The organism is Aliiglaciecola aliphaticivorans, assembly GCF_054782055.1.
In genome coordinates this window covers 46,310-64,735 of the sequence record NZ_BAAGTF010000001.1, presented here as the reverse complement: position 1 = coordinate 64,735, position 18,426 = coordinate 46,310, and the positions used below count along the sequence as shown (strand labels likewise).

Here is an 18,426-nt window from a genome sequence, read left to right as displayed (position 1 = left end):
GTAAAGACACCCATTTTGTCAGTATGTCATGGGGGAAGTGTGTTGTAGCACGGGATTTATCCCGTGGGAATAGCCATTGAATTAAACCCTGTAGCACGGGATTTATCCCGTGGAAATAGCCATTGAATTAAACCTGTAGCACGGGATTTATCCCGTGGGAATAGCAAATTGCTTCAAACGGGGCAACAGCCCCGCCTACTCAGTAACGTTACGAGTACATTTCAACGGCAACAGCAGTCGCTTCTCCACCACCGATACACAATGAGGCAATCCCTTTCTTCAAACCTTTATTTTGCAATGCATAAAGAAGGGTCACAATAACGCGAGCTCCTGAGGCTCCAATGGGATGACCAAGGGCACAGGCACCGCCATTGATATTCACTTTATCGCTGTCTAAGCCTAATTTATCAATGGCTAGCATGGTCACCATGGCAAAGGCTTCATTGATTTCAAATAAATCGACATCCTCTTTAGCCCAGCCTGTTTTAACCAATAATTTTTCCATCGCACCAACGGGAGCAACGGTAAAATCTTCCGGCTTAATAGAGTTGGTAGCATGTCCTACAATCTTAGCCAATGGTGTCAGGCCAAGGGATTGAGCTTTCGCTTCAGTCATTATCATCAGCGCAGCCGCGCCATCTGATATTGAGCTAGAATTGGCAGCCGTAACAGTGCCGTCTTTTTTAAATGCTGGACGTAGTTTCGGGATTTTATCTGGCATTGCATTGCCTGGTCCTTCATCGGTATCCACGACAACTTCACCTTTACGGGTTTTTACCGTAACCCCGGTAATTTCATTTTTGAAGGCACCGGTTTCAATGGCATTTGATGCTTTCGTTAACGAAGATAAGGCAAACTCATCCATTTGTTCACGGGTGATGGATTCAGCATCCGCAGTATCTTGTGCAAAGCAACCCATGGCTTTTCCATCATAGGCATTTTCAAGACCATCCAACATCATGTGGTCAAGTACTTGGCCGTGGCCCATGCGATAACCGGCTCGGGCTTTAGGTAAAATGTAAGGAGCATTACTCATGCTTTCCATGCCACCAGCAATAACCACTTGTGCTGAACCTGAGGCGACTAAATCGTTGGCTAACATAACGGCTTTCATACCCGAACCACAGACTTTGTTGATGGTTAATGCACCTGTGCTTAACGGTAACCCCGCTTTTATTGTTGCTTGTCTAGCGGGAGCCTGGCCTAAACCTGCCGGTAATACACAGCCCATAATAACTTCATCAATGATATTTTTATCAACATCACCTAATGCAGCTTTAACCGCAGTTGCGCCTAGGTCTGTTGAATCGACAGCGGATAAGCTCCCCATAAAACCACCCATGGCGGTACGTTTAGCAGACACAATAACTATAGTATCGTTACTCATTTATATAACCCCTTATACTGAATTAGCAGCATAAAATGCCCCGAAAACAAGACGTCTAATAGCTGCCAACGGTTTTCCTTTGAAAAATTGTAGAAGCAAACTAGAGCATTAAGAAGCAGAGATCAATGATCTTTATCATATTAGTGGTTATAACTTTGGTACTATTTCACTCTTTGCAACAGAGCTTAAATTTGCTGTCTAATTAGATAACTCGATATACTCATTGTGAATAAATCAACAGGTTAAACTAAAAATTGGAATTCGATGAAACAACATGATGCGACACCACTGTGTGATTATATTGAATATTGTGTAGAGGATATGCAAAAGCGTTCCCAAGACTTCTACCAAAACCTTAAACGGCGACACAGTATCCGCCAATTTAGTGATCGTTCCGTGCCTCAGTCAATTATTGAAAACTGTATTAAAGCTGCGGGAACAGCACCTAGTGGCGCCAATCATCAGCCTTGGCATTTTGTTGCGATTCATTCAACTGAGGTAAAAAAACAAGTTAGAGAACAAGCCGAACAACATGAACAAGGATTTTATGCCGGCCGAGCTGGAGAAGAGTGGCTTGATGCCCTTAAACCCTTAGGCACAGATGCACAAAAACCTTATTTAGAGCATGCTCCTTGGTTAATTGCCATATTTAGCCAAAAAAAAGGCGGTGTAAGCCCAGGCGAAAAACACACTAACTACTATGTGCATGAATCTGTAGGCATAGCTACAGGCATGTTAATTACCGCATTGCATCATGCAGGCTTAGTTACCCTAACCCACACACCAAAACCCATGTCTTTTTTATCGAAAATTTGTAACCGGCCCGATGATGAGCGCCCGTACATGTTGCTAATAACAGGGTATCCTGCTGATAATGCCAGCATCCCTAAACACGCGCAAAATAAAAAAGCACTTTCCGAAATCTGCAGCTTTTTATAACACGTTATGAAAAGTGGTTTTTAAATAGGTAGTAAAATACCAAAGAGGACGAACAGCATGAAAAAATTGATTACCATTTTACTCGTATCACTGAGTATGTCTGCATGCAGTGACAATGAGGTGGGTGATGTGTCTTTGGGTGTATTCACAACCAAAGATATTAAGTTAGATGCGTTGCAAGATCCCATAGTAACGGGCGTCACTTGTCACATCTCAAGTATCGAAGCTAATTTAGATTTATCCGACCCTTCCGATAGTTCCATTGCATGCCGACAAACCGGTGAAATTACTGCCGAAATGATTAATCAAATAGATAAGTCTGATTCAGGTGAAGTGGTCTTTAAAAAGTCGAAGAGTATCTTTTTTAAAAACATGAAAGTAAGACGTATTTTTGATCCGCAATCGCAAACTCTGATGTACCTTTCATACTCCACTAAAGAAACGTCCGGCAGTTACAAACACAGTTTATCAACGGTACCTTTATGGGGCACAGCAGCCTTTCCCAAACAACTACCTGCCAATTAAACCAATAAATTGCTAAGCAAAACCACATTTAATTTTGCTAGCTTAGTTCCCAGTAATTGATGACAACAATTACTGGGGTTTGACAGGGTATTTTTCTTTAACCACCTAGCAGCTAGTTCATGGCAACGGAAATGAATGTTTTTGCTATCAGAACAAACACCACCCAAATTAAAACCCGCCAAAAAATTCCCCACTTGGTGAACTTTTTGTCATCAGCCTCATTTCCTGTGGCTTCGGGAGGCGCTTGATGAGTCGCTGACTTTGCGCTTTGGGACTTAATCGTTTGCGCACTTACCGGATTTTCACTGGTTAAACGCAGTTTATCGCCATCTAAACTTTTCACCTTCAGTAAGACATCGTTGTTTTCACAAAACACAGATACTTCAATTTTAGGAATGCCTTTTTTCGTGGGTGAAATATCGCTGATATCAAAGGTACCTAAAAAGATCCCTTTGCTCAGTGTTGTGCTATTTCCTCGATACATATTGAGGGAAACCACAGTTTGATTGTCTTCAGATGTTGAGAAGGTTTGTGCCACTGGGTTCATCAGGTTTGTACCTTTGGATACCAAAGGTGTCAGGGTACTGCCTAATGTTTCAATGCCAATATTTTCTTGCAAGACACCACTCTTAATAGCAGGGCAGTTCCTTTCCAACACTATAACGATAGCCCCATCATTCGTGGTTTTGCTTTTGTTTTTATTCGCTTTCTTAGGTTCGAGGGTGAGGAAAAGACTACCTCGCAAGTGGGTTTCACCACCAAAGGGTAAGCCTATGCCATTTAAGCGTATGGCTTGGCCTTTTTTATAACCTTCAGGGACTTTCAACTTGAATTGTCTATCTATAGCATTGAAGGGTATCTGATTTCCTGAGAACAAATCTTTCTCGTCCACCGCTATGGAGGCATGTAAATCTTGCCCCTGAATGGTAAAGACTGGATGGGGCTCAATAGCTATTACGATATACAAATCACCCGAACTTTGCCCAAATTCAGTAACATTTCCTTCGCCACGTAAGCGAATTCGGTCGGCGGTCATCACGCCTTGGGGAATTTTAACCCTTAAGGTTTGATTCTTTTCTTGCAACCCTTTACCAGCGCATGTAGCACAGCTGGAATTAACTGCACTGGCAGCAAGACAAGTTTCACAAGACACGATTTTGCTAAAATTGATATCTACCACATTTTCGCTAGCGGAATTTTCTAAAGAATAAGCCAGGGAATGATTGATATCTTTTGATACGGTATCTGCGGACACATCTTCAGTTGGGTCAGTCTGCACAGTTGAACCACCCTTTTTACCGCCACTGCCTTCTAATTCTAGTCGCCAACCGTTGCGTGTTGCCTCCTCCACAACATATTGACGGACGGTAGATTCGTCCGCACCAAAACTGATGCCTTTACTGATGAGTAAGGCCATTTCGGTTTCACTTATGACCCCATCAGAGCCAGCTAATTCAAGCATATCCTCTAGCCGTGACAAAGGATTGTCTTGGCCCTTTACATCACTGCCATCCACTTCCACGCTGGCTAATAAACGGGCCTTAACTTCTTGCATTGTCTGTGGACGTTCGAGAGGTTTAAACTTCAAACAATCATCAATTAAGCTAAGCAACTTAGCGGAATACCCTAAATCAGTAAAACTCGTAGCCGCTTTAAGGGGATCCTCACGGCCACTGACAATGGCCAAAATGCGACTTTCCGCTTTGATGCCACCAGTGCCCGTAACAATTCGGTACATAAGCGCACCAAAAGCATGAATATCCACTGTTGGTTTGGCTTCTCCTGTGCCTTCAATTTGCTCCATAGGCGCATAGAAATCAGAATAAGGGGCTTGGGATTGAGACGCCAAAGCAAAATTCTGTTTGGCCGCACCAAAATCGATTAATACAGGGGAGCCATCTGAACGACGAATAAATACGTTTGCCGGTTTAATATCGCGATGCAATACCCCTTGCTGATGGACATAGGCCAAGCCATCGGCCATGGGGATTAGAAAATGGAGTAATTGCTCTTGTGAATATCGTTGGCCTTGTGCTTCTATACTTGAAATCAATTCATCAAGTGCTAAACCGTCTTCAAAATCCATCACCAAATAAGCCGTACCATTGGCAGTAAACAGATCACGACAACGCACCACATTCTGGTGGCGTAACTTAACTAGTGTGCGACCTTCTTCCATAAATCGGCGCAAACAATCACTGTAAACATCTTGTTTAGATGAACCGTGAGGAATAACAGTAGTTCCCTGTCGACTGGCAAGTTCCACCGGTAAAAACTCTTTGATCACCACCTGTTCTTTCAAATGAGCATGATGGGCCTTATACACCACGCCAAAGCCACCTTGTCCTAAAACAGACTCGATAACATAGTGATTTAACGGGGTGCCTTGAGGCAGGGCTAAAATATTTTCATCCATTTATCACGTCCCCTAACGTTGCCGCTTGTATCATTTATTATTCCTCTTCGCACAATACCCTTAACCATGAAATTCCGTTGCCGCTTAATGCATCTTTTGCGGGGAATGGCCAGTTTGTGCTGTTTTTTTATACCACTACACGGCGTTCTCGTCAGATTGTATTATTCCACTACCAATTGGCGAAATAAAGCATGCTGTACTTTGTACAGCACACCAAATTGCCTCATTTCTAATACAGATTCCATCACCAAATGATTAAGCTCTACACCTGCAGGGAAAGTAACTGCATGTTCTGCTATCTAGCGATAATCGGCCTTCAAAATTATGCTTATAGTTAGTATTCAAAGTACCCGCCTTACCAGCTATAACCTTTGTCTGTTAACCTACCCTGAGAGTCCTGGTGACCTTGTTTAGCGGCTTTTTTATACCACTCAACAGCTGTCGATAGGGACTGTTCAACCCCTCGACCAAATTCGTAACACAGGCCTAAATCATATTGCCCCCATGGATTGCCCAGCTCTGCTGCTTTACGATACCAATAGGCCGCATCTTTTTTAGAGACTGATACGCCGTGTCCCCGCTCATATTGCAAGCCTAAACTCACTTGAGCACTCGCATTATCTTGTTCAGCTGCTTGGCGATATAGCTCAATGGCTTTTGTATGTGACTGAGTAACGCCATTACCATCCCGATACAAGTTACCTAGGTTATGCTGGGCACTTGCATGATTTTGTTCGGCAGATTTTCGAAACCAATAAAATGCTTTGGAATAGGATTGCTCAACCCCATCGCCATCTCGGTATAATATTCCAATATTATTTTGACCGTATTCACTGCCCAATTCAGCAGCTTTTAAATACCATTTTGCTGCCTCCGTATAGGATTCATCCACGCCAAAACCATTTTCATACATGTAACCTAAATTATTTGCTGAATCAGCATATCCCTGATCAGCGGAACGTCTGTACCAATACACTGATTGTTCATAAGACTTAGCAATATCTGCATTATCTCCGGTGCGAAAATCGTTACCTAATTCAAACTGCTCCTTAGCATCTGACGGGTTCAAGCCCTCTTCAGTTAGGCGTCGCAGTGCGGCCTCAGCTTGGGAACGATAGGTTCCAGATGGGTATCGGTCCAAAAAGTTATCATAAGCCATAGCCGTATTCGCCGCTTTCACTTTATCCCAGGCTTTCTTTTCTGCAGACTCTTTTTGGCGTTGTTTCGCGAGCCGTTCAAACTGGTCAATTCGGTTTTGCGCAGAGGTGCGGTAACGCCCTTCAGTTTGCACATCAAGATAATGTTGGTAAGAGGAACGTGAATTGAGTTTTGCCGCAGCCTGCCATGCTCGGTCATCCTCTTCTTTTTTGTTTTGTTCAGCTTGTTGCTGAGCAAGTAATTCAGCTTGTTGTTGTTTTTGTTTGTCTAACTCTCGTTGTTTTTGCGCTAGATAACGTTCATGTCTCGCCAGCTCGTCTTGCTTTTTTTCATACTCTGAGTAACCGTAGAAACCGCCACCGGATACCAGTATTAACACAATCACGATTGCCAACCATTTCCCCCCTCCCGAGGATTCAACTTTTTCATTGGCAGGCCAAACCGGCTCTCCTGTTGGCTCAGGTTTAGGCGGCTCAGGTGTCGGAGGAGGAGGCGGAGGGGGCGGAGGATCAGTAACCACGGGGCCAGGCTCGATGGCTGTGTCTAAGCGCCAGCCATGCTCAATCGCTTTAGACACAACATATCGTTGGGCTTCCACTGGATCAATCGTCAACATAACGGCTTTGTCTAAAATCAGTTTCATTTCAGCCTCACTGATTTCACCATCACTTCCTGCCAAAACAATGAGATCGTCTAATTTTGCCAGTAATTGCTGTGAGCTATCTGCCACTTCATCGGTATTGCTGGCGCTTTTCAATAATCGTTCTTTCACTTCTTGCATTGTCTGCGGACGATCGACAGCTCTAAACTGCAAACAATCATCCACCAAATTAAGCAAGGATGGGCTAAAATCCCCTTTTTTAAGTTCACTAGCTGACACCAGTGGATCGGGTTTGCCCATGGCAAATGCTAATGTCCGACTTTCCGCTTTTGTACCTTTTTCACCGGTTACGATTCGATAAATTAACGCGCCAAAAGCGTGAATATCGATGCTAGGCTTAGCCTCACCACCACCTTCAATTTGCTCCATGGGCGCATAAAATTCGGTATAAGGCGCTTGGGATTGAGATGCCAACGCAAAGTTTTGTTTAGCCGCACCAAAATCCAACAAAACCGGAGAACCGTCACTGCGACGAATGAAAATATTAGCAGGCTTAATATCGCGATGTAGCACACCTTTGCTGTGGATATAACTCAACCCATCAGCCAAAGGCAGCAAAAAATGCATCAATTGTTCTTGTGAATAATGTTGGCCTTGGGATTCTAAGCTGTTGATTAGTTCATCTAGGGCTAACCCATCTTCAAAATCCATGACCAAGTAGGCAGTACCATTGGAAGTGAATAAATCACGACAACGCACTACATTAGGATGACGAAGCTTCACCAAAGTGCGTCCCTCTTCCATGAAGCGTCGTAAACAATCGCCATACACATCTTGTTTAGAGGTACCATGGGGCGTGACAGTTTCCCCTTGTCGACTTGCTAGCTCAACGGGCAGAAACTCTTTAATCACCACTTCCTCGTCCAAATGAGCGTGGTGGGCTTTATACACCACACCAAATCCACCTTGTCCTAGCACGGATTCAATAACGTAGTGATTTATCTCTGTTCCACTGGGAAGGGCTAGTATGTTTTCCATTTTTAATGCTCTTATGCTAATTAAATTCGACTATTAAGTTCTATCTAAATTTTTACCAAGTTAGATTTCTTTTTTCTAACTCTTGCTGGGCTTTTTCATACCCCTGTTTAGCGGACAATCGATACCATTTTGTCGCTTCAGAATCTGACTGAGTTACGCCATCGCCATTGTCATACATAATGGCCACATTATATTGGCCAACTCGATTATTCCTATCAGCGGCCAGTTGGAAGTATTTTAATGCTTCTGAATAGGATTGTGCTAGCCCACGTCCATGGTAGTGTTGAGTACCTAAATTTAAGTATGCACCAGTGTGCTTTTTTTCTACTGCTTTAGTGAACCATTTATTCGCAGTTTGATGGGATTGAGTGACACCTGTGCCATCACGATACATCTCCCCTAAATTATTTGCGGCATAGGCATTTCCGAGTTCAGCACCTTTGCGGAAATAGGTCAAAGCTTGGGCATAGGATTGTTCAACACCATCACCGGCCTTATACAAAATGCCTAGATTATTCATGGCTCCCGAATTACCTTGGTCGACAGCTTTTTTATACCAATATGCCGCTTGTTGGTATGATTGCTGATAGCCTTCTTTACCAATATCAAACTTATAACCTAATGAAAATTGCTCCTTAGCATCAATAGGATTCAGCCCCTGCGCGGTTAAATCGGCTAGTGCATTTAATGCTTCTTGTCGATGCTCTCGAACGGCTCCGTTATCTAAGTAACCTTGATAGTGTAAAGCCGTATTGCCTTTTTTCGCTATTGCCCAATCCGCTTCGTCTTGTTGAATCTGTGCTTGCCGTTCTTGTTGTCGTTTTTGTTCAATTTTTAATTGCGCAATAGCGCTATTCGCCTGGTTACGATAACGACCGTTTTGTTGAACATCCAGGTATTCTTGATATGCCTCCTCGCTATGGCGTGACTTGGCTTTATCCCAAGCTCTCTGATCTTCGGCCTTAAGTCTTAAAGCAATGCTATCCTTTTTTTGCTGGTAAGCCTGGGCAAGTCGGTCTCTTTCCAGTTGTTTTTGATAATCGACAATCTTGGCTATACCAACAGAAACCCCAACCAGTACAACAACGGCAAGCAACTTGCGGCTAAATGACAGGGATTTTTTATGATGTTCTGGAGTTTCTTCAACAGGATCAGCATCCATATCTACGGGCGATTTAGCAAAGGGGGATTCTGGTTTTTTCGGGGTATTTATTTCCGAGGAAACTATTTCTGAGGGTTCATCACATGCAGTTCCGTCAGAAGAGGTGCTCTGGATTTGCCAATTATTTTGTGTCGCTATAGTAAGAATATAATTTTTTGCCGCAGCGAGATCAATATTCGCTGATTGCGCTTTAGATAAAATTAACTGCATTTCGCTGTCAGTAATCACACTATCACTGCCAGCCATAGTAATTAAATCATCAAGCAATCCAAGGGATGCATTATTGGAATTGGGGCTCCCTTCATTGAGTTGCGCTACCCTCATTAATCGTTTCTTGACCGCTTCCATGGTTTGTGGCCGATCTTTCGCCTCAAACTTTAAGCAACTATCGATAAGGCGTAAAAAATCTTCAGAATAAGTTCCTTTGGCAGCTTTACTTGCACTAATTAGAGGATCATCTTTCCCCATTACCAATGCTAACGCCCGACTTTCCGACTTCATTCCCACAGCGCCGGTTACAATGCGGTACATAAGCGCGCCAAATGCATAAATATCAATAGTTTCTTTCGCCTCGCCCCCCCCTTCTATTTGCTCCATGGGCGCATAAAATTCTGTGTATGGGGCTTGGGATTGTGAAGCGATAGCAAAGTTTTGCTTGGCCGCACCAAAATCAATAAGCACCGGAGAACCGTCACTGCGACGAATGAAAATATTAGCGGGCTTAATATCGCGATGTAGCACGCCTTGACTGTGGATATACGCCAGCCCATCTGCTAATGGCAATAAAAAGTGCAATAATTGTGCTTGGGAATAATGTTGCCCTTGAGACTCAAGACTAGTTACAAGTTCATCTAAGGCTAACCCCTCTTCATAATCCATCACCAAGTAAGCAGTGCCGTTGGCAGTAAAAAGATCTCTGCAGCGCACAATATTCGAGTGACTAAGGCTTACTAAAGTACGTCCTTCAGACATGAAACGATTCAAACAATTCACATATAAATCGTGTTTGGAGGCCGTATGGGGCGACACGGTTTTACCTTCCCGACTTGCCAATTCAAGGGGTAAAAACTCCTTAATCACTACTGCACTTTTTAGGTGAGCATGGTGGGCTTTGTACACCACCCCAAAGCCACCTTGTCCAAGTACGGATTCAATAATGTAATGATTTAGCTCAGTACCTTGCGGTAACGCTAAAATATTTTCATCCATTCCATTAAACCCCTAATTAATTTACCTAAAATAATTTAAACAACACTACAGCCGGACTTTTGCTTCCATCTGTTGAATCTTCACTTCAATTTTAAAATCGGCCAAATACAAAACGCTGCCGTTTTCAATTTCCTGTTCTACGAATTTTTCTAAACGGACCGGCTTGTTATTTTTCTGCAAAAATGACCCGTATGACGAATCCAAATCTTGAAAATACCAATGCCCCTTTTTAAACGTAAATTTACCATGAGTTCCTGAAACGGAGTTGTGTGGCATGACCAACGAACACGTCTCTTTTCGACCAATTTTCGCGCCTTCACCTAGTGCTTGCTCGCTGTGCAGATTAAAACGCCCCTTGTCAGTCACTAAGGTTAAAGTGGATGAACTCTCAGGCTTTTTGTGCTCTTGCTGATTTAAGGAGGGTTTACTTTCAACTAACTGACAAGGTAAATCTGCGAGCACAACTTTATCCCCAAAGTTAACTTTAACCCTTTGATGCTTATCTATTTTTTGAGCGTTAATAAAGGTTCCATAACTAGAACCTAAATCTTCAACAAATAGCTGTTTTTCTTTTGAGAATAAGCGGATATGAAAACTGGATACCGATGGGTGAGCAAGGGGAATAGTGGCTGATTCACTTCGACCAACGGTTATTCCTTTCTCATTTAATGCTGCATTAGAAAGGGCATAGTAACTATCATCAGCCACAAAAAAACCATAATTTCCAGCGATAACTGGATTCGATTTAACTCCCTTTTCCAACTGACTATGCAAAGAGGCAGAGCCAGGGTTAACATTATAAGGGGCATATTTTTGATTCTCAGGCTCGCCAGGACGACTCCGCTTGAGCAATATAATTAACACAACAATCAACAAAAACACGCACACACCTGTCAACAGCATCACCTCAGTGGTAAGTTTGCTACTAACATTCGGCTTACCATCAGGTTTAGGATCGGGCTTAGGGTCAGGTTTTGGATCCGGTTTGGGATCCGGTTTGGGATCGGGTTTAGGATCCGGCTTGGGATCAGGTTTAGGTGCTGGTGCTGGCGGCACATTTTTAGTCCAGCGACCTTTTACACCTATGGCGTCAAAGGCCATATGAACTGCCGTTCTTTCCTCGCTATATTTACCAAAAATAATTTCAGCTGAACGAGCAAAAGCATAACGCGCATCTTCGAAATCTGAGGTTTGAGTCAAAATTTTTGTGGCGCCATACTGCCAGATTTGTAAGGCTTTCTTCATCCCTATTTTGGGTACCTTATCCCCCCCTAAACGTCGATGTTCTCCGCCTTCAGACAATAAGTAAAATGCATGATTAATAATCGAGGAATTGATATGTACGCCACCATGATCTTTGCTACCGGTATAACGTTCACTGTAGTGATCAGGCATATTTTGAACACGTGTGGGATAACCAAAGTCACGTATGACTTCTTTGCCCAACTTTAACTTCCAGTCGGAAGTAGCAGGAGAATTTATCCGATTATGCTTCCAACTTACGAAACCCACACCAATTGCATCACCTATAGCCTCATTTAGTGCCCCTGACTGTTGTTGATAAACTAAGCCAGCGCCATAAGCGACTATACCGTGGGTAAGTTCGTGCATAATCACTTCGGGGTTCTGTAATAAAGGCCCATGAATTTGCATTAAACCAAGCGTGTCACTAAGTTCAGTCCAAAATGCGTTGGTGGTATTGTTTCCAGCGCAACTCAAACTTTCCTCATAAAAATTTTGTCCAACAAATGCTAAAACCCGGACTTTATCGTTTCTATCAATACCAGGATGACCAAATTGGTCCTTCAAATAAGCATTCGCTTCTTCTAGCATGGTGGCTAATTTTAGTTCCCTATTGGTACTTGCCGTCGATGGCGACTGAGCAGGAGGATGAGTTTGCAAATATCCACCATCGGCCATAATCAAGAGTTCAACGATTGTGGTTGGACGTTGATAACCCAAAGCGCCACACATTTCATCAACGTCAATCAAACCATAACTAAAATCAAGACGATTGGGGATGGTTTGCAGAACTTCTCCGGCACTGGAGATAACCAAAGTATACAAATAATCTAACTGGTTCTTTTTGAATTTACCGCGCACTATAGCCGCCGACACTAGCGCTTTTGCTGTTCTAAAATAAACAGGTTTAAGCAAAGGCTCATCCTGATATTCGATTTTCAAATCAGCTAAAGTGGTACTAACAGTGTGTTGTAAACTTGCCATATCCGGCGGGGGTTGTGCTGATAAGTCTGTAGTGACTAAATGCGCACTTATGGGTTGTCCTGCAGATAATATGACGACGGATTGATGGGTAAACACATCAATATTATTTAATTGTTGTTGAATACGATAAATACTATAACCATTGTCTTCTTGGGTGCTTTGCAGTACTTGTACCTGCGCTGCGTCTGACATCCCTAAAAGCTGTTTATTATCACTTACCCAAGCGCTGAACCCCTGCTCTGTGACAATCGGCGTATCAACAGGCGCAAAAGATGTTTCTATACGAGGAGCGTGCAACCGAGTGCCACCACTACTAGCCTGCTCTTCCAACTCGCCATGTGCAACACTGATGAAACTAATAAAAACAGCAACTAAGGTTAAGTATTTCACAACTTATATTCCTTAATGGCTTACGTGTTTAGACACTAGACGGAGTGCTTCACAACTTACATCTAGCAAAAATAAATCATATGCCTGTCCTGTTTCTTTGATCTTAATATCTGTTAACCAAAAATAACCTGAGCTTGCAGGATCAATATAAAGCACAGGATCAGACTGACCTTTTTCAACCGTTTTATTCTGTTGACTTTGCCCTTGCTGGTATTGACTGAAGCAGCTCGCAAAATCATGGGTTGGAGCATCTGGAACCTGAGGTAAATTACTGACTTTACCAGCGATAACTTCAATACCTGAACTGGTTTTCTGGTAACGTAAAACAGCGCCGTATACTGGTGTACCTTTCACTTCTAATTGAACGGTGATGATTTCTGCATATTGATCTTTCATCACATCCGTTTGATCTAATTTACTGCCTTTGGCGAGGCTGCCATCCTGGGTTAACTGAGTTTCAAGCTTGGCAATGGGATCTTCTCCAGGCCCTACGTCTAACGACAAACTTGGGGCTGAATCTAAATTCGCGTTTAAATCTGCCGGTCCAGAGACATTGCCCTCTTCGTTAGCATCAGCGCTAGGATCTGTATCACTGCTGTCAACAAAGGTTTTCACAGGGGATGCTGAGGATTCTTGATCCTTTATCTGTTCAGCACTTTCAATCGTTTTGCTTTCACTCAACGACTCTTCCACATCATCCAAAGACGCTTCAGCTTCACCCAAAGTCTCTTCTACATCATCCAATGACGTTTCAGCTTCACCCAAAGTGTCTTCCACATCACCCATTGACGTTTCAGCTTCACCCAAAGTGTCTTCCACATCATCCAAAGACGCTTCAGCTTCACCCAAAGTGTCATCGAAGGTGTCTTTTGCCTCATTAGTTACAGAGGACGCTAAGGGTTCTAGTGTTTCTTCGACTTCTGCTGATGTCTGGTTAGCCTGAGTGGCTATTTCTTCTGCCGGCCTTTCTTCTTCGCCAATGCTGGAGTCAACTTCAGAGTTTAACTCGCTGGAGGACAAGTCAGACGTCTCGTCACCATTAAAAGAAGGCTCAAGTTGTTGCTCGGTTATTACTGGAGGTTCATTTGCACAGCAAGGTTGAGTGTAATTGCGATAAGTAAAATACAACAACACGATCAACATCAGTGCGACTAGCGCTAACAGGATCACCTTCCAATTGAGTAATGAGTTTGAACCCTGCTCTGCCGCACCGTTAGCTGGCAAATTGTTAGCTGGCTCAGAAACCCTTTCGCTGCTGGCAAGGGAGCTTTGTGGCTCGGCCTCAGTTTCCGTTGGTTTATAACTAGTAATAATGGGAGGGGCTATAGACTTATCTAATTGGCACAACACCACAGTAGTGTTGTCTTGCGTCGGTTTAGTTTGCAAGATTTCATCGATTCGGTTGGCGAATATGTAATCTCTATTTTCATTTTTGATTAATTCTAAAATTTCATCATTATCAAATATTTCCCAAAAGCCATCTGTACATAGAGCAAAGTACTCACCTTCGGCCAACTGCCAATGGTTAATTTCACACTGGGCACTTTCACTGCCATCTAGACAATTTAAAAGTTGGGTTTGGCTTGGGTGGGTGGCCAATTCATCTTCACCAATTTCCCCCATTAAAAATTTGGCGTAAGCCAATGAATGATCTTTAGTTTGCTTAACTTTACCACTTTGATCAAATTGGCAAATTCGTGAATCTCCCGCGTGAGCTGAAACTAACTCCCCCTTTAACAGTAACAATGCGGTTAAGGTTGCGGCAGTGGATACCCCTTGTTCACAGGTTTGTTTAATCGCTAAATTACATGCATCAGAGAAAGCTTTTAGAAAATCTTCGCCGTTCGAGAACTCTTCGCGCTTTTGCCAGAACTCGCCACTTTTATGGGCTATAATTTCCGCGGCTAATTCTCCTTGCTCAGTACCACCGACTCCATCAGCAACAACAATAAATATATCATCGTTGTGATCACTCAAATGGTAAGCATAGCGGTCTTGATTATAGTCTCTACCAGCTTGCTCAGATTTCTCAAAAATAATATGGTTATTAGACATGTATAATTCCCTTGCGAGCGCCCCTACAAAGGCAGCGCAGCTTTAAATTCACTAATATTCTGATATCTATGCTCAGGTTGCAGTTGGGTTGCGTAAAACAATGCATTGGCAAGATCTTCTCCACAGTAGTGAGCTACTTGCTCTAACAACATTAAAATCGGGTCACTACCACCGTTGCCTGATTGGGTATGTCTGTCAAAGGCCTTGATTGGCCTTTGTCCTGTCAACAACTCAATAATCATGACTCCCAGCGCATGGATGTCAGTCCATGGGCCAATGGGAAAAACATTATATTCTTGTTCCAACGCAGCATAAGACTGGGTATTTTGAGCTTGTTGACTGACATAGCCGCCGGCTACTTTTACCGCGCCAAAATCAATCAATATCGGATGAAGTTCAGATCCTGAACGTAAAAAAACGTTACTGGCCTTCATATCTCTATGTACTAAATTTTGTTGATGCAAATAGTCAAGACCTGCCATAACCCCTGGTAATACCGCACCAACTTGCTGCCACGTAAATGGCTGATTATAGGTTTCAACCTGTTGTACATAACTTTCCCACAGGGTGTTCCCAATTTCTTGATGCATCACCATATAGGCTGTACCCGCTTCATAAAAGCAATCATAAACATAAACGATATTCTCATGATCTAAGGTCAGCAAAGTTTCACATTCGTGTTTAAACTGCTGTAGAGCGGTTTCATATACTTGCACTAAATCTGCCATGAATGGTTTAACCACGCCATCAACACGATGGGCAATTTGATTGGGCAGGTATTCTTTAATCACAACCCTATACTCAAGAGAAGCGTGTTGAGCTAAATAAACCACCCCAAAGCCACCGCTTCCCAGTACTTTCTCAATCACATAACGATGTATTCGATTGCCGGGTTGCAGTTCTCGCGTCATGGTATTTATCTCGCACTACTTGGGCATGAGCGCGATGAGTAACGCCGCGGTTAAAGAACCATCAGAGGCGTCTAAATAATTACCTAAGCCTATTTCTGCTAACTCCTGATAAAACTCTTTTTCGTGTTTTTCATCACCGGAATAGCGCACCGAAACACTGTATTTTTCGCTAGCAAACTGCTGAACTTTTCTCATTAAAGGTCGAGCTTCGCCAGAATGGGCTTCATCATCAGTGATAATAAAAATGACTCTACGTTGCGCTTGTGAACGCCATTTCGTATTTAACCCTTCTTCAAAACCGGCATAAACAGACTCACCATTATCACCAGGATTGAACCCTCTCCCCAAACCTAAGTTAAGATTGACTTGGTCTAAATAGGATTTTAATACGGCAATGTCTTTGGTCAGTGTAAGGGGAAATTGAGATACGGGGCGATCAAAATTTTTATCGCCAAAAGCAACGATGCGCATGGCAGCCGAATCCGATAACATCTCAATAATACGAGCAATATTGCCTATTTCAGCGCGCAATCCATTAATTTCTTGCCCCATACTGCCGGTCACATCCAACACAACCACTAAATCAAGTGTTTGCATTTTTTGAAAACCAGGTGGAGTTGGCGCTGGCACAGGATCTGGTTTTGGCGTACTAGGGGGAGGACACACTTTCACTTCTGGGCACTTTTGCGGTGCTGATGTAGGAATTTTCGACACATTCCCAAAGAAAGGGAGTGAAATAACGGCGAGTAAAATAAACGCCCCCATTCCAGAAGCAAACAAATCTAGAGCAGACATGCTAAAGATATTGATTTCCCTACTTTTAAGCTTCATGTATCGATTCCCTTTTAACTACATCACCGACAGCACTGTGCGCTGTCGACTAAGTAAATTTAAAGTACAGTCACTTTGAACGTGATAGTGCTTAAGCGAAGATCCATGCCATTAGAGAGTTCCACTGGTTGCCCTGGGGTAAGCGGTACATCATTCACCCAACTACCATTTTGACTTCCCATGTCTTCCACATAGATTTTATTTTCATGCAAGCGAATCATTAAGTGTTTTCTTGAAATTTCACTTTCACCTAAAACATAATCCACTTGCGCGCTTTCGCGGCCTATGACTTGCCCTTCACTTTGAGCCAGTGTTTTTCCGTTAATTTTAATTCTGACCGTATCACCTTTGGCGGTAGTACCATCGAATAAAATATCATTGAAAGATTTCTCCATCTCAGCGATTTTACCCGCCAGATTATCTTTTTCTTGAGCAAGGCTACTGGCTTCTTTCACTTTATTTTGCAGCTCGTCTGTTTGAGCTTGCATGGCCTCTTTGCGCTTGCGCATCAAAATGACGAACAACAACAACATAACCAATAACAGCACGCCACCACCTAACATAATGTAGGTTTTCTGCTGTTCTGACTTAGCTTTCTTTTGCGCTTCTAATTCTGCGGCTTGCTCTGCTTTTTTCTTCTCTTCTTCTAACGCTAAACGCTCTTCTTCAGCCTTCTTAATGGCTTCTTCGATTTTCTTCTGTTTTTCTAAATTTTCAGCTTCAATTCTGGCGGCTTCATCTTTAGCTTCTTGCAGTGCTTTTTCAGCTTCTTCTTTTGCCTCTTGGGCTTTCTTTTGCGCTTCTTCTAATTTCGCTTTTGCAGCCAAATCTGCATCTTCTTTTTCTTTTTGAGCAAGTTCGGCAAGTTTAGCGGCTTCTTCTGCGTCTTTTGCGGCCTTATCTGCCTTTGCTTTAGCTTGTTCAACATCAGAGAGACAGACTTCATCAGCAACCTTAAAAGTGATCTTATTTTCAGTTAAGAATGACTTTAGCGTTTGCGTAGACAGTGCATATGCGATGTTCTCAGGGGCTTTCATACCCGCAAATAAAGCCGTTTCAAAGACACTGATCCCCACCAACTGGTGACAATTATTCAGTAATGGAGCTGCCCACTGGCCGTCTTTGTAGAGGGCTGTGTGGACATAGATATTGCCTTCAGAAAGGTTTTTCACCGGTTCCAATCGCTGCACAATTGATGGCATTTCGGCAGAATCTGTTTTTAAAATTAGCTGTTCACCCAGGGTTTGCGCTTCTTTCCCTAACATAATTGGCTCACCAGTTACGTTACTGGCAGACAAAATGGCTAAACGTTTGTCTTCATTTTCAACAATCACTGTTGCCAGTATTTTAGCTGCTGGGCTTACCGAGTTATCGACAATAAAAATCGATTTAGCGCCATCGATAACTTCAGCATCAGTGACAAATTGATGGTCATTCACTTTAGTTGCAATGGCGGTTATGGTTTTACCACTTTTGCGTTCTATTTCAATTTGATACGCGTACTCTGCAGCAGCGGAAAAAACTGTCGAACTAAAAGCCAATATCAGTAGTGCAAACAATTTAGGTGACAAAAACATG

At 42.9% G+C, this 18,426-nt stretch carries 11 protein-coding genes; 2 read left to right on the top strand and 9 right to left on the bottom strand.

Going from position 1 to position 18,426, the window contains the following annotated elements; all coding sequences use genetic code 11:
• Positions 1-208: 208 nt before the first annotated feature.
• Complete coding sequence (locus ACYVIL_RS00230; RefSeq protein WP_460311160.1) at positions 209-1,387, bottom strand: thiolase family protein; 1,179 nt, start codon at positions 1,385-1,387, stop codon at positions 209-211.
• 264 nt (positions 1,388-1,651) lie between these two features.
• Between ACYVIL_RS00230 and ACYVIL_RS00225 the strand changes: the two genes are divergently transcribed.
• Entirely contained in the window at positions 1,652-2,326 is a 675-nt protein-coding gene (locus ACYVIL_RS00225) for a nitroreductase family protein (protein ID WP_460311159.1), read from the top strand.
• 57 nt (positions 2,327-2,383) lie between these two features.
• Positions 2,384-2,851 carry a CreA family protein gene (locus tag ACYVIL_RS00220; RefSeq protein WP_460311158.1) on the top strand — a complete coding sequence of 156 codons (468 nt, stop codon included), beginning with the start codon at positions 2,384-2,386 and terminating at the stop codon, positions 2,849-2,851.
• A 112-nt stretch (positions 2,852-2,963) separates the two neighbouring features.
• Here the strand turns inward: ACYVIL_RS00220 and ACYVIL_RS00215 are convergent, their stop codons facing one another.
• The 8 genes from ACYVIL_RS00215 to ACYVIL_RS00180 all read right to left on the bottom strand — a co-directional run bounded on the left by ACYVIL_RS00215 (position 2,964) and on the right by ACYVIL_RS00180 (position 18,425).
• Positions 2,964-5,267: a protein kinase domain-containing protein gene (locus tag ACYVIL_RS00215; protein WP_460311157.1), complete on the bottom strand. Its 2,304-nt coding sequence runs from the start codon at positions 5,265-5,267 to the stop codon at positions 2,964-2,966.
• Positions 5,268-5,622: 355 nt separating this feature from the next.
• Positions 5,623-8,064: a protein kinase domain-containing protein gene (locus tag ACYVIL_RS00210; protein WP_460311156.1), complete on the bottom strand. Its 2,442-nt coding sequence runs from the start codon at positions 8,062-8,064 to the stop codon at positions 5,623-5,625.
• A 52-nt stretch (positions 8,065-8,116) separates the two neighbouring features.
• On the bottom strand, positions 8,117-10,435 hold the full coding sequence (locus tag ACYVIL_RS00205; RefSeq protein WP_460311155.1) for a protein kinase domain-containing protein: 2,319 nt from the start codon (positions 10,433-10,435) through the stop codon (positions 8,117-8,119).
• A 45-nt stretch (positions 10,436-10,480) separates the two neighbouring features.
• Positions 10,481-13,051 carry a M4 family metallopeptidase gene (locus ACYVIL_RS00200; RefSeq protein WP_460311154.1) on the bottom strand — a complete coding sequence of 857 codons (2,571 nt, stop codon included), beginning with the start codon at positions 13,049-13,051 and terminating at the stop codon, positions 10,481-10,483.
• Positions 13,052-13,063: 12 nt separating this feature from the next.
• Positions 13,064-15,106, bottom strand: coding sequence for a PP2C family protein-serine/threonine phosphatase (locus ACYVIL_RS00195; protein ID WP_460311153.1), 2,043 nt, complete (start codon positions 15,104-15,106; stop codon positions 13,064-13,066).
• Between the two features lie 23 nt (positions 15,107-15,129).
• Positions 15,130-16,017 carry a serine/threonine protein kinase gene (locus ACYVIL_RS00190; protein WP_460311152.1) on the bottom strand — a complete coding sequence of 296 codons (888 nt, stop codon included), beginning with the start codon at positions 16,015-16,017 and terminating at the stop codon, positions 15,130-15,132.
• A gap of 15 nt (positions 16,018-16,032) precedes the next feature.
• Entirely contained in the window at positions 16,033-16,848 is an 816-nt protein-coding gene (locus tag ACYVIL_RS00185) for a vWA domain-containing protein (protein WP_460311151.1), read from the bottom strand.
• A gap of 59 nt (positions 16,849-16,907) precedes the next feature.
• Positions 16,908-18,425 carry an FHA domain-containing protein gene (locus ACYVIL_RS00180; RefSeq protein ID WP_460311150.1) on the bottom strand — a complete coding sequence of 506 codons (1,518 nt, stop codon included), beginning with the start codon at positions 18,423-18,425 and terminating at the stop codon, positions 16,908-16,910.
• Position 18,426: the final 1 nt, after the last annotated feature.